The following is a 15,643-nucleotide window of genomic DNA, read 5'->3' as shown; positions in this document are numbered from 1 at the left end:
CTCAGGCCGTCACCTTCTCCTCCTGAACGGCTCCGGGTTCGGCGCGTTCCCCCAGCGACTCCGTGGGCACCCGGTGCGTCTCCCGCGCCGACACCGCCGCGATCACGGGCGGCACGCACAACGCCGCCGTGAACAGCGCCACCGCCGGCCAGTCGTCGCCCCCCGGCCCCGCGATCTGCGCCGCGAACGTCACCGCGAACCCGGCCGCCGCGAAACCGATCTGCGTGCCGATGGCCACGCCGGACAGCCGGACCCGGGTCGCGAACATCTCGCCGTAGAAGGCGGGCCACACGCCGTTCGCGGCGCTGTAGACCACGCCGAAGCAGACGATGCCCGTCAGGAACGTCAGCGGGTAGGAGCCCGTGGAGACCGCCCACAGGTACAGGAACATCGTCACGGCGCTGCCCACCGCGCCGATGAGGAACACCGGGCGGCGCCCGATCCGGTCGGACAGCGTCGCCCACAGCGGGATCGCGGCGAGCGCGACGACATTGGCCAGGGCGCCCACCCACAGCATGGCCGTACGCGACATGCCGACCGCGTCGCTGGTGGCGTACGCCAGCGCCCACACCGTGAAGATCGTGCTGACCGAGGCGATCAGCGCAGCCGCGATCACCCGGAGCACGTCCGCCCAGTGCTCGCGGAGCAGGATCACGAGCGGCAGCTTGGCCACGCCCTCCTCCGCGGCCTGCTGCGCGAAGGCCGGCGTCTCGTCCAGCCTGCGGCGGATGACGTAGCCGACGACGGCGACCGCGACGCTCAGCCAGAACGGCAGCCGCCAGCCCCAGGACAGCAACTGGTCCTCGGGCAGCGCGGCGACCGGGATGAAGACCAGCGTGGCCAGCAGCTGGCCGCCCTGCGTGCCGCTGAGGGTGAAGCTGGTGAAGAAGCCGCGCCGGCCCGGTGGCGCGTGTTCCAGCGTCATGGAGTTGGCGCTGGCCTGCTCGCCCGCCGCCGAGATGCCCTGCAGCACCCGGCACAGCACCAGCAGGGCCGGAGCAAGGTTGCCGACCTGGTCCCGGGTCGGCAGACAGCCGATGAGGAACGTCGACAGGCCCATCAGCATCAGCGTGAAGACCATGATCTTCTTGCGGCCCGCACGGTCCCCGAAGTGGCCCAGGAACAGCGCGCCGACCGGGCGCGCGGCGTACGCGACCCCGAACGTGGCCAGCGACAGCAGGGTCGCCGTGGCCGGGTCGGACTCGTCGAAGAACACCTCGGGGAAGATCAGCGCGGCGGCGCTGCCGTAGATGAAGAAGTCGTAGTACTCCAGGGCGCTGCCGATCCAGGCGGCGGTGGCGGCTTTCCTGGGCTGACCGGGCGGGGCGGCGGACCCTGAGGGCATGGCGGGGACGGACACGGCGGCTCCTTGGGGGGCTCCACCCTAGGCGGAGTGAGACGAACGGCGAGCAGAGGGGGACGTGCCGGATCGCGGCTAATTAACCCACTGGGTAGTTAGTAGGGGATGGCCAGTGATGCTGCGCCCGCGTGCCGCCGGTGTCAAGGGGTCGCGCGCGGGGTGTTCAGTCCGCCGTGCGCTCCGCCGTCAGGTACGCGATCACCATGTCGCCCAGCATCGCGCGGTAGTGCGCGCGCTGCGCCCCGTCGAGCAGGTCGCGGCCGAACAGCGCGCCGAAGGTGTGCCGGTTGGAGACCCGGAAGAAGCAGAAGGAGGAGATCATCGCGTGCAGGTCGACGGCGTCGACGTCGGCCGTGAACAGGCCCGACTCCTGACCCGACGCCAGGATCCGGCGGATCACGTCCAGGGCGGGGGAGCCGATCTTCCCGAGCTTCTCGGAACCGGCGATGTGCTGCGCCTCGTGGATGTTCTCGATGCTGACCAGGCGGATGAAGTCGGGATGCTGCTCGTGGTGGTCGAAGGTCAGCTCGGCCAGGCGCCGGATCGCCGCCACCGGGTCCAGGTGATCGACGTCGAGCTGCTGCTCGGCCTCCCGGATCACGCCGTACGCGCGCTCCAGCACGGCCGTGAACAGCTGCTCCTTGCCGCCGAAGTAGTAGTAGATCATCCGCTTCGTGGTGCGGGTGCGGGCGGCGATCTCGTCCACCCGGGCCCCGTCGTAGCCGACCCGGGCGAACTCCTGGGTGGCGACGTCGAGGATCTCCGCCCGGGTGCGGGCGGCGTCACGGATGCGCTCGCCGGGGCGTGCCGGTTCTTCGGCGCTGGTCATCAGGTTCCTTCGGGCGGAGGGTCCGGTGCCGGTGATTCTAGAAGCAGAGGCCCGTTCGTCCGCGGGGTCTTCCCGAGCCCGTGCGCGGCTGATATAGCTAACGTACTAGTTCGTACATTAGTAGCCGCTCGGGAGGCGCGCGTGCCCAAGGAGTCGTATCTCGTCGGACTGATCGGTTCCGGCATCGGCCCGTCCCTCAGCCCGGCGCTGCACGAGCGGGAGGCCGGCCGGCAGGGCCTGCGCCTGGTGTACCGGCTGATCGACATCGACACCCTCGGGGTGCCGCCCGAGGCGGCCGGAGACCTGGTGCGGGCCGCCCGCGACCTGGGCTTCGACGGACTCAACATCACGCACCCGTGCAAACAGCTCGTCATCGAGCACCTGGACGCGCTCGCCCCGCAGGCCGAGTCGCTGGGCGCCGTCAACACGGTCGTGTTCGAGGACGGCCGCGCGGTCGGCCACAACACGGACGTCACCGGCTTCGCCGCGTCCTTCGCGCGCGGGCTGCCCGACGCGCCGCTGGAGCGGGTCGTGCAGCTGGGCGCCGGGGGTGCGGGCGCGGCCGTCGCCCACGCCACTCTCACCCTCGGCGCCGGGCGGGTCACCGTCGTCGACGCCCTGCCCGACCGGGCCGCGGCGCTGGCCGGTTCCCTGAACCGGACCTTCGGGGAGGGCCGCGCGGCCGCCGCCCGGCCGGACCGGCAGGCCGAGCTGCTCGCGCACGCCGACGGCGTCGTCCACGCCACCCCCACCGGCATGGCCGCCCACCCCGGCCTGCCGCTGCCCGCCGAGCTGCTGCACCCCGGGCTGTGGGTGGCCGAGGTGGTCTACCGCCCGCTGGAGACCGAGCTGCTGCGCACCGCCCGCGCCCTGGGCTGCGCCACCCTCGACGGCGGCGGCATGGCCGCCTTCCAGGCCGCCGACGCGTTCCGCCTGTTCACCGGCGGGGAACCCGATGCCGCGCGGATGCTGGCGGACCTGACCGAACTGGCCGGGGCCGTCGGGGCTTCGAACTAGAGAGAGGTACCGACGTGCGTACGTCCATCGCCACCGTCTCCCTCAGCGGCTCCCTCACCGGGAAACTCGAAGCCGCCGCCCGGGCCGGCTTCGACGGGGTGGAGATCTTCGAGGACGACCTGCTGGCCGCCCCCCTCACTCCCGAGGACATCCGCGCCCGCTGCGCCGACCTCGGGCTCCGCATCGACCTCTACCAGCCGATGCGGGACATGGAGTCCGTCCCCGAGGCCGAGTTCGCCCGGAACCTGCGGCGGGCCCGGCACAAGTTCGAGCTGATGCGCCGGCTCGGCGCCGACACGGTCCTCGTCTGCTCCAGCGTCTCCCCGCAGGCGGTGGACGACGACGCCCTCGCCGCCGAGCAGCTCAGCCGACTCGCCGACCTGGCAGGGGAGTCCGGCATCCGGGTGGCCTACGAGGCGCTCGCGTGGGGGCGGCACGTCAGTACGTACGACCACGCCTGGCGCATCGTCGAGACGGCCGGCCACCCCGCGCTCGGCACCTGCCTGGACAGCTTCCACATCCTGTCCCGCGGCTCGGACCCCAAGGGCATCGAGGGCATCCCCGGCGAGAAGATCTTCTTCCTCCAGCTCGCCGACGCCCCGCTGCTCGCCATGGACGTCCTGCAGTGGAGCCGCCACTACCGCTGCTTCCCGGGACAGGGCGGCTTCGACGTCGCGGGGCTGGTGCGGCACGTGCTGGCCACCGGCTACGACGGCCCCCTGTCCCTGGAGATCTTCAACGACGTCTTCCGGCAGGCCGACGCCGGCCCGACCGCCGTCGACGCCCGGCGCTCCCTGCTGGTCCTCCAGGAGACGGTGGGCAAGGCGCCCCTGCCCAGCCCGGTCGTCCCCACCGGCGTCGCCTTCGCCGAGCTGGTCACGCCCGACGCCGAACCCCTCGCCGCCCTGCTCGGGGCCCTGGGCTTCACCCGTACCGCACGGCACCGCGGCAAGCCCGTCGGCCTGTGGGAGCAGGGCGACGCCCGGATCCTGGTCAACACCGGGCCGGCCGTGCGCCGGGACGGCACCCGGCTCGCCGCGATCGGGCTGGAGTCCCCGGACCCGGCCGGAGCGGCCCGGCGCGCCGAGGCACTGCTCGCGCCGGTACTGCCGCGCCGCCGCGCCCCGGAGGACGCCCCGCTCGACGCGGTCGCCGCCCCCGACGGCACGGAGCTGTTCTTCTGCGCCACCGGGCGCCCGGAACTGCCCGACTGGCGGGCCGACTTCGAGGCCACCGGCCGGCCGTCGGGCCAGGAGGGCATCCGGGGCATCGACCACCTCGCCCTGACCCAGCCCTGGCACCACTTCGACGAGGCGGCCCTCTTCCACCGCGGGGTACTCGGTCTGCACGCCCAGGAGAGCGTGGACGTCGCCGACCCGTACGGCCTCATGCGCAGCCGTGCCGTCACCAGCCCCGACGGCAGCGTCCGGATCGCCCTCACCGTCGGCGCGGCGCCCACGGACGACACCGTCCACGCCCAGCACATCGCCCTGGCCACCGACGACGTGGTCGCCGCGGTACGCCGCTTCCGGGACGCGGGCGGCAGTCCGCTGCCGGTCCCGGCGAACTACTACGACGACCTCGCCGCCCGCTTCGAGTTCGCCGACGGCGAGCTGGAGACCTACCGCGACCTCGGCATCCTCTACGACCGCGACGCCCACGGCGTCTTCCGCCACTGCTACACCCGCACGGTCGGCCGCGTCTTCTTCGAGCTCGTCCAGCGCGACGGCGGCTACCGGGGCTACGGCGCCGCCAACGCCCCGGTGCGGCTCGCCGCGCAGCACACGGTGCGCTCGCTCACTGGCGGCTGACGGTCCGGGTGATGCCGGTGACGACGGTGGTGGCGAGGATCCAGCCGGTGAGGACGAGGGCGTAGGAGAGCCACTGGTACCCGCCGGTGGGCGCGAACGCGGCCTCCTGCCCGAAGGAGATCACCGGCAGCAGCAGGTCGAGTGTGTAGAACACCGGGTTGAACTGCGGTGCCTCGTCGGCCTTCAGCGGTTCGGGATGGTGCAGCGCGTAGGCGAGGGAGCCGACCACGAGCAGCGACACCAGCCAGCCTGCGGCCCGCAGGGGGCGGAAGCCGTAGCCGACGGTGGCGTCCTGCACATGGCCCCACAGCCGGCCGTACCAGGGCAGGGTGCCGCGCCGGCGGCGCTGCTTGGCGAGCTGGACGAGGCGGGCGGCGGGGTCGTCGCCGATCCTGCGATAGGCGGCGGTCAACTGCTCGTACGCGTGCGGGACATAGCCCTCGCCGTCCCGCTCCAGCATCTCCAGGCGCCGCTCGGCGGGCTCGTGCGGGGTGAGGGAGGTGTAGACGAGACTGTTGAGCAGGACCTCCCCGGGGACCGCCTCCGGCTCCAGGAACAGCACGTCCACCTGAGCGCGGCGCAGATTGAGGGTGCCCTCCATGGGAGGGCTCTTGCGCACCCAGAGTTCCCCGATGGTGCAGCTGCTGGCCCGCAGCGCCGCGTCGCCCGGGTTCGCCAGCCGCGCGTGCGACAGGTCGAGACGGCCCGCGATCCGGGCGCCCCGCAGGCCGATCCAGCCCCGTACGCCCGCTTCGCGCAGCAGCGTGTCGCCCTCCACCGTGAGCGTCTCCGCGTCGAGGGCGACCTCACCGGCACCGGCCTCGAGCCGCGCTTTGTTGAGGTCGATCGAGCCCGCGACCGACGCGCCCGTCAGCCGCACCTCGCCGCGCGTCCGCATGCCCGGCGCCGACAGGCCGTCCCCGACGGTCACATGGTTGAGCTGGAGCGCCGGCTCGCCGGACGGCGGCTCGCCGATGGCGGCCCCGTCCATGAACAGCGCGCCGGAGATCTGCGCCCCGCCCAGCCGTACGGGCCCGGCGAACACACAGTCCGACAGGCGCAGGACGCCGTCCACGCGCACGGTGGCGGCGTCCAGGCCGGGCAGGACCGAGCCGCGCAGGTTCAGCTGGCGCAGCCGCGCCGCGTACAGCACGGGCACGTTCTCGAAGGAGCAGGCACTGAGGCGCACGGCGTGGTCGATCTCGCCGTACTGGAGGTTCAGCACCCCGGTGATCCGCGCGCCCGCCAGCCTGAGGGCGGCGGTCTCCCCGTCCTCCTGCGGCGCGCTCAGCAGCAGGGCCCGCACCACGGCCGCCCGTACGGTCCGTTCGGGTCCCCAGTCCGCCCCCCGTGCCGGGTCCTCGTCGGCCGGGCCCCGGAAGTCCACGTCCTGCCCGCGGGGAAAGGCACGCCACACCTGCTCCTCGGCGGGTGTCATGTTGTCGATCTCCATCAGCGGGGACTCTGACGCGCCCGGCCGGAGGCTGTCAACTCCCCTCCGGCCGGGGACGGTTACGCCCTGGTGTTCCACTCCGCGATCACGGGCCGGCCGTGCTCGGTCGACAGCCGGCAGACCGTCCCGGTCTCCAGCCGGAACAGCCGTCCCTCAGCCGGGGACAGACCCAGCCGGCGGGCCGTCAGCACACGGAGGAAGTGGCCGTGCGCCACCAGGATCACATCACCCTCGGGCAGGGCCTCGGCCGCCCGGGTCAGCACCCGGTCGGCCCGCTCGCCTACCTCCTCCGGGGACTCGCCGGGCCGGCCCTCCGGCCCGGACGGCCCGCCGTCGGTCCACAGGTCCCAGTCGGGCCGGGTGCGGTGAACCTCCTCCGAGGTGACGCCCTCGTAGGCGCCGTAGTACCACTCGTGCAGGTCCGCGTCCCGCACGGCCCCCGTCAGGCCCGCGAGTTCGGCGGTGCGCACCGCGCGGCCGAGCGGGCTGGTGAGGACCAGCGCGAAGGAGCGGCCCGCGAGGAGCGGGGCGAGCGACGTGGCCTGCCGCTCACCCTGCCGGGTGAGCGGCAGGTCGGTGAAGCTGGTGTGCTGTCCGCTCCGGCTCCACTCCGTCTCGCCGTGCCGGACCAGCAGCAGATCGCCCACGTGCTACGCCTTCTTCGCGGACTCGACGGCGTGGCCGCCGAACTGGTTGCGCAGCGCCGCGATCATCTTCATCTGCGGCGAGTCGTCCTGCCGGGACGCGAACCGCGAGAACAGGGATGCGGTGATCGCGGGCAGCGGCACGGAGTTGTCGACCGCGGCCTCCACGGTCCAGCGTCCCTCACCGGAGTCCTGGGCGTAGCCCCGCAGGGTCTCCAGGTGCTCGTCCTCGTCGAGCGCGTCGACCGCGAGCTCCAGCAGCCAGGAGCGGATGACCGTGCCGTCCTGCCAGGAGCGGAACACCTCGCGGACGTTGTCCACGGAGTCCACGGCCTCCAGCAGCTCCCAGCCCTCGGCGTAGGCCTGCATCATCGCGTACTCGATGCCGTTGTGGACCATCTTGGCGAAGTGCCCGGCGCCCACCTTGCCCGCGTGGACGAAGCCGTACGGGCCCTCCGGCTTGAGCGCCTCGAAGATCGGCCGCAGCCGGTCGACGTACTCCTTCTCGCCGCCGACCATCAGGGCGTAGCCGTTCTTCAGGCCCCACACGCCGCCCGAGACGCCCGCGTCGACGAAGCCGATCCCGCGCCTGCTCAGCTCCTCGGCGTGCTTCTCGTCGTCCGTCCAGCGGGAGTTGCCGCCGTCGACCACCGTGTCGTACGGCTTGAGGAGGTCCGCCAGACGGTCGATGACGTGCTGGGTGGGGTCGCCGGCCGGGACCATGACCCAGACCGTGCGCGGTGCTTCCAGCTGGTTGACGAGGTCGGCCAGGGTGGCGACGTCGGACTTCTCGGGGTTGGTGTCGTAGCCGACGACGGTGTGGCCGGCGTTGCGCAGGCGCTCGCGCATGTTGCCGCCCATTTTGCCGAGACCCACAAGACCGATCTGCATATCAGTTCACTTCCCGAAGATTGCGGTAGGCGGCCACCAGCGCGGCCGTGGACGGATCGAGACCGGGGACGTCTGCGCCCTCGGTCAGGGCGGGCTCGACGCGCTTGGCGAGGACCTTGCCGAGTTCGACGCCCCACTGGTCGAAGGAGTCGATGTTCCAGACCGCGCCCTGCACGAACACCTTGTGCTCGTAGAGGGCGATCAGCTGGCCGAGGACCGACGGGGTCAGCTCGGTGGCCAGGATCGTGGTGGTGGGGTGGTTGCCGTGGAACGTGCGGTGCGGCACCTGCTTCTCGGGCACGCCCTCCGCGCGCACCTCGTCGGCGGTCTTGCCGAAGGCGAGCGCCTGCCCCTGCGCGAACAGGTTGGCCATCAACAGGTCGTGCTGCGCCGTGAGTTCGTCGCTCAGCTCGGCGACCGGGCGGGCGAAGCCGATCAGGTCCGCCGGGATCAGCTTGGTGCCCTGGTGGATCAACTGGTAGTAGGCGTGCTGCCCGTTGGTGCCCGGTGTGCCCCACACCACCGGCCCGGTCTCCCACTCCACCGGGTTTCCGTCGCGGTCCACCGACTTGCCGTTGGACTCCATGTCGAGCTGCTGGAGGTAGGCGGTGAACTTGGACAGGTAGTGGCTGTAGGGCAGGACGGCGTGGGACTGGGCGTCGTGGAAGTTGCCGTACCAGATGCCCAGCAGGCCCATGAGCAGCGGGGCGTTGGCCTCCGCGGGGGCGTTGCGGAAGTGTTCGTCGACGATGCGGAAGCCGTCGAGCATCTCCCGGAAGCGGTCCGGGCCGATCGCGATCATCAGGGACAGGCCGATCGCGGAGTCGTACGAGTAGCGGCCGCCGACCCAGTCCCAGAACTCGAACATGTTGTCGACGTCGATGCCGAAGCCGCCGACCTTCTCCGCGTTGGTCGACAGCGCGACGAAGTGCTTCGCCACCGCCTTCTCGTCGCCGCCCAGGCCGTCGAGCAGCCAGGAGCGCGCCGACGTCGCGTTGGTGATCGTCTCGATCGTGGTGAAGGTCTTGGACGCGACGATGAACAGCGTCTCCGCCGGGTCCAGGTCGCGCACCGCCTCGTGCAGGTCGGAGCCGTCCACGTTCGACACGAAGCGGAAGGTCAGCTCCCGCGCGGTGAACGGGCGCAGCGCCTCGTAGGCCATCGCCGGGCCGAGGTCGGAGCCGCCGATGCCGATGTTGACGACGGTGCGGATCCGCTTGCCGGTGTGGCCGGTCCACTCCCCGGAGCGCACACGGTCCGCGAAGGCCGCCATCCTGTCGAGCACGGCGTGCACGCCCGGGACGACGTTCACTCCGTCGACCTCGATCACCGCGTCCCGCGGGGCGCGCAGCGCGGTGTGCAGGACGGCCCGGTCCTCGGTGACGTTGATCCGCTCGCCGCGGAACATGGCGTCCCGCAACCCGAAGACGTCGGTCGCCGCGGCCAGTTCCTGGAGCAGGGCCAGTGTCTCGTCGGTGACCAGGTGCTTGGAGTAGTCGATCCGCAGGTCGCCCACGTGCACGACGTAGCGTTCGGCGCGCCCCGGGTCCGCCGCGAACAGTTCACGCAGGTCCGGCCGCGGCAGGGCGTCCGTGCGGTGGTCCTCCAGGGCCGTCCACTCGGGACGCCGGGTGAGCCTCGGGGAACCGGAGGGGGAGTCAGACATGAGCAGGGGTCTCCTCGGTTGCCTCGCCGTTCAGGGCGATGGCGTACATCTCGTCGGCGTCGAGGCGCCGCAGCTCCTCGGCGATCAGTTCGGAGGTGGCACGGACCTTCAGTGCGAGGGTGCGCGACGGCTGCCCCGGCAGGGTCAGCGTGGCCAGCGGCCCCTCCGGGCGGTCGATGACGATCTCACCGCTCCGCGTGCCCAGGCGCACCGCCGTCACGACCGGCCCGGCGGTGACCACGCGGTCCACCCGGACGTGCAGCCGGGCCTCCAGCCAGCGGGCCAGCAGCTCGGCGGCCGGGTTCTCGGCCTCGGCCTCCACCGCCGCCGAAGTGATCGGCACCCGGGCCTGGTCCAGCGCCGCCGCCAGCATCGAACGCCAGGGCGTCAGCCGGGTCCAGGCGAGGTCGGTGTCACCGGGCGCGTAGGCGCGGACCCGGGACCGGAGCGTCTCCAGGGGGTTCTCGACGGCGTACAGGTCGGTGATCCGACGCTGGGCCAGCGCGCCCAGCGGGTCCTTGGAGGGCACCTCGGGGGCGTCCACCGGCCACCACACCACCACCGGCGCGTCCGGCAGCAGCAGCGGCAGCACCACCGAGTCGGCGTGGTCGGACACCTCGCCGTAGGTCCGCAGGATCACCGTCTCCCCGGTGCCCGCGTCGGCACCCACCCGGACCTCGGCGTCCAGGCGGGAGGACTGGCGGTCGCGCGGGGTGCGGGCGTGCCGCTTGATGACGACCAGAGTGCGCGAGGGGTGCTCGTGCGAGGCCTCCTCGGCCGCCTTGATCGCGTCGTAGGCGTTCTCCTCGTCCGTGACGATCACCATCGTCAGGACCATGCCCACGGCAGGCGTGCCGATGGCGCGGCGCCCCTGCACCAGCGCCTTGTTGATCTTGCTTGCCGTGGTGTCGGTCAGGTCGATCTTCATGGCCTGCGCCAGCTCCGTCCGTCTCGTGCGAGCATCTCGTCGGCTTCCTCGGGTCCCCAGCTGCCCGAGGCGTACTGCGCGGGCCGGCCGTGCGTGGCCCAGTACTGCTCGATCGGGTCGAGGATCTTCCAGGACTCTTCCACTTCCTGGTGACGGGGGAACAGGTTGGCGTCGCCCAGGAGGACGTCGAGGATCAGCCGTTCGTACGCCTCGGGGCTCGACTCGGTGAACGACTCGCCGTAGGCGAAGTCCATCGTGACGTCCCGGATCTCCATCGACGTGCCCGGCACCTTGGAACCGAAGCGGACCGTCATACCCTCGTCCGGCTGGACGCGGATGACGATCGCGTTGGAGCCCAGCTCCTCGGTCGCGGTGGAGTCGAAGGGGGAGTGCGGCGCCCGCTGGAACACCACCGCGATCTCCGTCACCCGGCGGCCCAGGCGCTTGCCGGTGCGCAGGTAGAACGGGACGCCGGCCCAGCGGCGGTTTTCCACCTGGAGCCTGACCGCGGCGTAGGTGTCCGTCGTGGAGGACTGGTCGATGCCGTCCTCCTCCAGATAGCCGCGCACCTTCGTGCCGCCCTGCCAGGCCGCCGCGTACTGCCCGCGCACGGCCCCCTGCCCCAGGTCCTGCGGCAGCCGCACGGCCTTGAGGACCTTCAGCTTCTCGGCGAGCAGCGAAGCCGCGTCGAAGGCGGCCGGTTCCTCCATCGCGGTGAGCGCCATCAGCTGGAGCAGGTGGTTCTGGATGACGTCACGGGCGGCGCCGATGCCGTCGTAGTACCCGGCCCGGCCGCCGATGCCGATGTCCTCGGCCATGGTGATCTGCACATGGTCGACGTACGACCGGTTCCAGATCGGTTCGAACATCTGGTTGGCGAAACGCAGTGCCAGGAGGTTCTGGACGGTCTCCTTGCCGAGGTAGTGGTCGATACGGAAGACCTGCTCCGGGTCGAACACGTCGTGCACGATCGCGTTGAGCTCCTCGGCCGACCGCAGATCGTGCCCGAACGGCTTCTCGATGACCGCGCGGCGCCAGGATCCCTCGGGAGCGTCGGCCAGCTTGTGCTTCTTCAGCTGCTGGACGACCTTGGGGAAGAACTTCGGCGGCACCGACAGGTAGAAGGCGTAGTTGCCGCTGGTGCCCCGGGAGGCGTCCAGCTCCTCGACGGCGGCGCGCAGCTGCTTGAACGCCGTGTCGTCGTCGAAGTCTCCGGGGATGAACCGCATGCCCTCGGCGAGCTGCTGCCAGACCTCCTCGCGGAACGGGGTCCGCGCGTGCTCGCGGACCGCGTCGTGCACCACCTGCGCGAAGTCCTGGTTCTCCCAGTCCCGGCGGGCGAAGCCCAGCAGGGAGAAGCCCGGCGGCAGCAGACCGCGGTTGGCCAGGTCGTACACGGCCGGCATCAGCTTCTTGCGGGACAGGTCGCCGGTGACGCCGAAGATGACGAGCCCGGAGGGCCCCGCGATCCTGGGCAGGCGGCGGTCGCGTGCGTCGCGCAGCGGGTTGCTGAAGTCGGTGTCGGCGCGGTCCGTGCCCGGGGCGGCCTCCGTCGTGCCGCTCACCCCGGTCTGCTCCACCCCGGCCGCCTCCTGCGCGGCCCGGGCCTCCTTCTCCTCCTTGCTCCCCTTGGTCTCCTGTTCGGCCGTTTGGGGGATCCCGTCGCTCATTCCGAGTCAACTCCCTTGCTGTTGAGGGACTTGGTGACCGCGTCCAGCAGGTCCTGCCAGGCCACCTCGAACTTGGCCACGCCCTCGTCCTCCAGTTGCCGCACCACCTCGTCGTACGCAATGCCGAGCCGTCCGACGGCCGCCAGGTCCGCGCGGGCCCGGTCGTAACCGCCGGTGACGGTGTCGCCCTGGACGTCGCCGTGGTCGGCGACGGCGTTCAGCGTGGCCTCCGGCATGGTGTTGACCGTGCCGGGGGCGACCAGCTCGTCCACGTACAGGGTGTCCTTGTAGGCGGGGTCCTTCACACCGGTGGAGGCCCAAAGGGGGCGCTGGCGGTTCGCGCGGGCCTCCTCCAGCGCCTGCCAGCGCGGCCCGGTGAAGACCTGCCCGTACGCCTCGTAGGCGAGCCGCGCGTTGGCCAGGGCCGCCCGGCCCCGCAGGGCGAGGGCCTCGTCCGTGCCCAGCAGCGTCAGCCGCTTGTCGATCTCGGAGTCCACGCGGGAGACGAAGAACGACGCGACCGAGTGAACCGCCGACAGGTCGAGGCCGGCCGCCCGCGCGTTCTCCAGCCCCGACAGGTAGGCGTCCATCACCTCGCGGTAGCGCTCCAGCGAGAAGATCAGCGTCACGTTGACACTGATACCCGCGCCGGTCACCTCGGTGATCGCCGGCAGACCCGCCTTCGTCGCCGGGATCTTGATCATCACGTTGGGGCGGTCCACCAGCCAGGCCAGCTGCCGGGCCTCGGCGACGGTCGCCCTCGTGTCGTGCGCCAGCCGGGGGTCGACCTCGATGGAGACCCGGCCGTCCCGGCCGCCGGTGGCCTCGTACACCGGCCGCAGCACGTCGGCGGCGGCCCGGACGTCGGCGGTCGTCATCATGCGGACGGCCTCGTCGACGGTCACACCGCGCACCGCCAGGTCGGCGAGCTGCTCCTCGTAGCCCGCGCCGGAGCCGATGGCGGCCTGGAAGATGGCCGGGTTGGTGGTGACGCCGACGACGTTCCTCGTGGCGACGAGCCCGGCCAGGCCGCCGGACTCGATCCGCCGGCGCGACAGGTCGTCGAGCCAGATCGACACACCCTCGTCGGAGAGGCGCTCGAGTGCTCCCGCGCTCGCGGTCGCTTCGGTCACAGTGATCATCTTCTTTCGGACAGCCGGGTCAGCCGCGGGCGGCGGTCAGGGATTCCCGCGCGGCGGCGACGACGTTCTCGGGGGTGAAGCCGTACTCGGCGAACAGGGTCCCTGCGTCGGCGGAGGCACCGAAGTGCTCCAGGGAGACGATGCGTCCGGCGTCCCCCACGAACCGGTACCAGGTCAGGCCGATGCCGGCCTCGACGGCGACCCTGGCCTTCACGGACGGCGGAAGCACGCTGTCGCGGTAGGAGCGCGGCTGCTCCTCGAACCACTCCACGGACGGCATCGACACGACCCGCGTGGGTACGCCGACGGCCTGGAGGAGCTCACGCGCCCCGGCGGCGACGTGCACCTCGGAACCGGTGGCGATCAGGAGCACCTGAGGTGCGCCGCCCTCCGCCTCGAACCTCACGTAGCCGCCGCGCGCCGCGTCCGGGTCCGGCTCGTACGTGGGCACACCCTGGCGGGTGAGCGCGAGGCCGTGCGGGGCGGGGGCGGTGGAGTGCCGCTTCAGGATCTCGGCCCAGACGACCGCGGTCTCGTTGGCGTCCGCGGGGCGTACGACGTTCAGGCCGGGGATCGCGCGCAGCGACGCCAGGTGCTCGACCGGCTGGTGGGTCGGGCCGTCCTCGCCGAGGCCGATGGAGTCGTGCGTCCACACGTACGTCACCGGCAGCTGCATCAGGGCCGACATCCGCACGGCGTTGCGCATGTAGTCGGAGAAGACCAGGAAGGTGCCGCCGTAGATGCGGGTGTTGCCGTGCAGCGCGATGCCGTTCATCTCTGCGGCCATCGAGAACTCGCGGATGCCGAAGTGGACGGTGCGGCCGTAGGGGCCGGCCCCGGGCAGCGGGTTGCCCTCGGGGAGGAAGGAGCTGGTCTTGTCGATGGTGGTGTTGTTGGAGCCGGCCAGGTCGGCCGAACCGCCCCACAGCTCGGGGACGACCGGACCGAGCGACTGGAGGACCTTGCCGGACGCGGCACGGGTGGCGACCGCCCTGCCCGGCTCGAACACCGGCAGGGCCTCCTCCCAGCCCTCGGGCAGCTCGCCCTTGCTGACACGGTCGAACGTGGCGGCCCGCTCCGGGTTCTCGCCGCGCCAGGCGGCGATCCGCTTGTCCCAGGCGGTGTGCGCCTCGGCGCCCCGGTCCAGGGCGCGGCGGGTGTGGGCCAGCACCTCGTCGGCGACCTCGAAGGACCGCTCCGGGTCGAAGCCGAGGAGGCGCTTGGTGGCCGCGACCTCGTCCTCGCCGAGCGCCGAGCCGTGCGAGGCCTCGGTGTTCCGCGCGTTGGGGGCGGGCCAGGCGATGATGGTGCGCATCGCGATGACCGAGGGGCGCCCGGTCTCGGCCTGAGCCGCCTTCAACGCCGCGTACAGCGCGTGCACGTCGACGTCGCCGTCCTCCCGCGGCTCGATCCGCTGCACGTGCCAGCCGTAGGCCTCGTAGCGCTTCAGCACGTCCTCGGAGAACGCGGTCGCGGTGTCGCCCTCGATGGAGATGTGGTTGTCGTCGTAGAGGCAGACCAGGTTGCCGAGCCTCTGGTGCCCCGCGAGCGAGGAGGCCTCGGCGGAGACGCCCTCCTGGAGGTCGCCGTCGGAGACGATCGCCCAGATCGTGTGGTCGAAGGGGGAGTCGCCCTCGGGGGCGTCCGGGTCGAACAGGCCGCGCTCGTACCGGGCGGCCATCGCCATGCCGACGGCGTTGGCGACGCCCTGGCCCAGCGGGCCCGTGGTGGTCTCCACACCCGCGGTGTGGCCGTACTCGGGGTGGCCGGGCGTCTTGGAGCCGTGCGTGCGGAACGACTTCAGGTCGTCCAGCTCCAGCTCGTAGCCCGCGAGGTGGAGCTGCGTGTAGAGGGTCAGCGAGGTGTGGCCGGGGGAGAGGACGAAGCGGTCACGGCCGGTCCACTCGGGATCGGCGGGATCGTGCCGCATCACCTTGTGAAAGATCGTGTAGGCGGCCGGGGCCAGGCTCATCGCGGTACCGGGGTGGCCGTTGCCGACTCGCTGGACGGCATCCGCCGCCAGAAGACGGGCGGTGTCGACGGCACGCCGGTCGAGTTCGGTCCATTCGAAGCTGTCCGCTGTCTGCGTGCTCATCTTCAAGAAGTCCTCGATGGGAGCGGCGTTGCTGATCTGACGCGTTCAAAACTAAAAGTCTGACTTTTACGGGGGAAGGTCGCCGTGTGCCAGCCTGTGGTGAAAGTGGGACACCACCGGCAGCAGGGCGCGCGAAC

General features: G+C 71.8%; 12 protein-coding genes. 2 read left to right on the top strand and 10 right to left on the bottom strand.

What is annotated here, in order from left to right; genetic code table 11:
• Position 1: 1 nt before the first annotated feature.
• Together ACFU3E_RS23195 and ACFU3E_RS23190 are read right to left on the bottom strand one after the other, a co-directional pair.
• On the bottom strand, positions 2–1,360 hold the full coding sequence (locus ACFU3E_RS23195) for an MFS transporter (protein ID WP_384161304.1): 1,359 nt from the start codon (positions 1,358–1,360) through the stop codon (positions 2–4).
• A 163-nt stretch (positions 1,361–1,523) separates the two neighbouring features.
• Positions 1,524–2,189 carry a TetR family transcriptional regulator gene (locus tag ACFU3E_RS23190; protein ID WP_384161301.1) on the bottom strand — a complete coding sequence of 222 codons (666 nt, stop codon included), beginning with the start codon at positions 2,187–2,189 and terminating at the stop codon, positions 1,524–1,526.
• Positions 2,190–2,330: 141 nt separating this feature from the next.
• On the opposite strand from ACFU3E_RS23190, the gene ACFU3E_RS23185 reads away from it, so the two are divergent.
• Positions 2,331–3,206, top strand: a complete 876-nt coding sequence (locus tag ACFU3E_RS23185) for a shikimate dehydrogenase (RefSeq protein WP_384161298.1) — start codon at positions 2,331–2,333, stop codon at positions 3,204–3,206.
• A 14-nt stretch (positions 3,207–3,220) separates the two neighbouring features.
• The gene (locus ACFU3E_RS23180; protein ID WP_384161295.1) at positions 3,221–5,017 is read left to right on the top strand and encodes a bifunctional sugar phosphate isomerase/epimerase/4-hydroxyphenylpyruvate dioxygenase family protein; all 1,797 of its coding nucleotides are present in this window, start codon (positions 3,221–3,223) and stop codon (positions 5,015–5,017) included.
• Here ACFU3E_RS23180 and ACFU3E_RS23175 read toward each other — a convergent pair.
• Genes ACFU3E_RS23175 through tkt form a run of 8 tightly spaced genes read right to left on the bottom strand, consistent with a single transcriptional unit; the run spans position 5,004 to position 15,506 of the window.
• Positions 5,004–6,470, bottom strand: coding sequence for a membrane-associated oxidoreductase (locus ACFU3E_RS23175; RefSeq protein WP_384161293.1), 1,467 nt, complete (start codon positions 6,468–6,470; stop codon positions 5,004–5,006). The genes ACFU3E_RS23180 and ACFU3E_RS23175 overlap by 14 nt on opposite strands.
• A gap of 59 nt (positions 6,471–6,529) precedes the next feature.
• Positions 6,530–7,117, bottom strand: a complete 588-nt coding sequence (locus tag ACFU3E_RS23170; protein WP_384161290.1) for a histidine phosphatase family protein — start codon at positions 7,115–7,117, stop codon at positions 6,530–6,532.
• A gap of 3 nt (positions 7,118–7,120) precedes the next feature.
• Positions 7,121–8,005 carry a phosphogluconate dehydrogenase (NAD(+)-dependent, decarboxylating) gene (gene gnd / locus ACFU3E_RS23165; protein ID WP_384161287.1) on the bottom strand — a complete coding sequence of 295 codons (885 nt, stop codon included), beginning with the start codon at positions 8,003–8,005 and terminating at the stop codon, positions 7,121–7,123.
• Position 8,006: 1 nt separating this feature from the next.
• Entirely contained in the window at positions 8,007–9,671 is a 1,665-nt protein-coding gene (gene pgi, locus ACFU3E_RS23160) for a glucose-6-phosphate isomerase (RefSeq protein WP_384161283.1), read from the bottom strand.
• Positions 9,664–10,599, bottom strand: a complete 936-nt coding sequence (gene opcA / locus ACFU3E_RS23155; protein WP_384161280.1) for a glucose-6-phosphate dehydrogenase assembly protein OpcA — start codon at positions 10,597–10,599, stop codon at positions 9,664–9,666. The genes pgi and opcA overlap by 8 nt, the downstream gene beginning before the upstream one ends.
• Positions 10,596–12,269: a glucose-6-phosphate dehydrogenase gene (gene zwf, locus ACFU3E_RS23150; RefSeq protein ID WP_384161277.1), complete on the bottom strand. Its 1,674-nt coding sequence runs from the start codon at positions 12,267–12,269 to the stop codon at positions 10,596–10,598. Before zwf ends, opcA begins: the two co-directional genes overlap by 4 nt.
• Entirely contained in the window at positions 12,266–13,411 is a 1,146-nt protein-coding gene (tal, locus tag ACFU3E_RS23145) for a transaldolase (RefSeq protein ID WP_384161274.1), read from the bottom strand. The genes zwf and tal overlap by 4 nt, the downstream gene beginning before the upstream one ends.
• A 19-nt stretch (positions 13,412–13,430) precedes the next feature.
• A complete protein-coding gene (gene tkt, locus ACFU3E_RS23140; RefSeq protein ID WP_384161271.1) occupies positions 13,431–15,506 on the bottom strand; it encodes a transketolase in 2,076 nt (691 codons plus the stop codon).
• Positions 15,507–15,643: the final 137 nt, after the last annotated feature.

The organism is Streptomyces sp. NPDC057424 (assembly GCF_042803315.1).
In the GTDB taxonomy this organism is placed as follows: domain Bacteria; phylum Actinomycetota; class Actinomycetes; order Streptomycetales; family Streptomycetaceae; genus Streptomyces.
Note: the sequence above shows the minus strand (reverse complement) of the source record. Positions and strands in the feature narration are given on the sequence as shown.

Bases quoted from the DNA above. Each gene is read 5' to 3' on its own strand.
- ACFU3E_RS23190 (WP_384161301.1), bottom strand. From the start codon at position 2,189: ATGACCAGCGCCGAAGAACCGGCACGCCCCGGCGAGCGCATCCGTGAC.
- ACFU3E_RS23175 (WP_384161293.1), bottom strand. From the start codon at position 6,470: ATGGAGATCGACAACATGACACCCGCCGAGGAGCAGGTGTGGCGTGCC.
- gnd (WP_384161287.1), bottom strand. From the start codon at position 8,005: ATGCAGATCGGTCTTGTGGGTCTCGGCAAAATGGGCGGCAACATGCGC.
- pgi (WP_384161283.1), bottom strand. From the start codon at position 9,671: ATGTCTGACTCCCCCTCCGGTTCCCCGAGGCTCACCCGGCGTCCCGAG.
- opcA (WP_384161280.1), bottom strand. From the start codon at position 10,599: ATGAAGATCGACCTGACCGACACCACGGCAAGCAAGATCAACAAGGCG.
- zwf (WP_384161277.1), bottom strand. From the start codon at position 12,269: ATGAGCGACGGGATCCCCCAAACGGCCGAACAGGAGACCAAGGGGAGC.
- tal (WP_384161274.1), bottom strand. From the start codon at position 13,411: ATGATCACTGTGACCGAAGCGACCGCGAGCGCGGGAGCACTCGAGCGC.
- tkt (WP_384161271.1), bottom strand. From the start codon at position 15,506: ATGAGCACGCAGACAGCGGACAGCTTCGAATGGACCGAACTCGACCGG.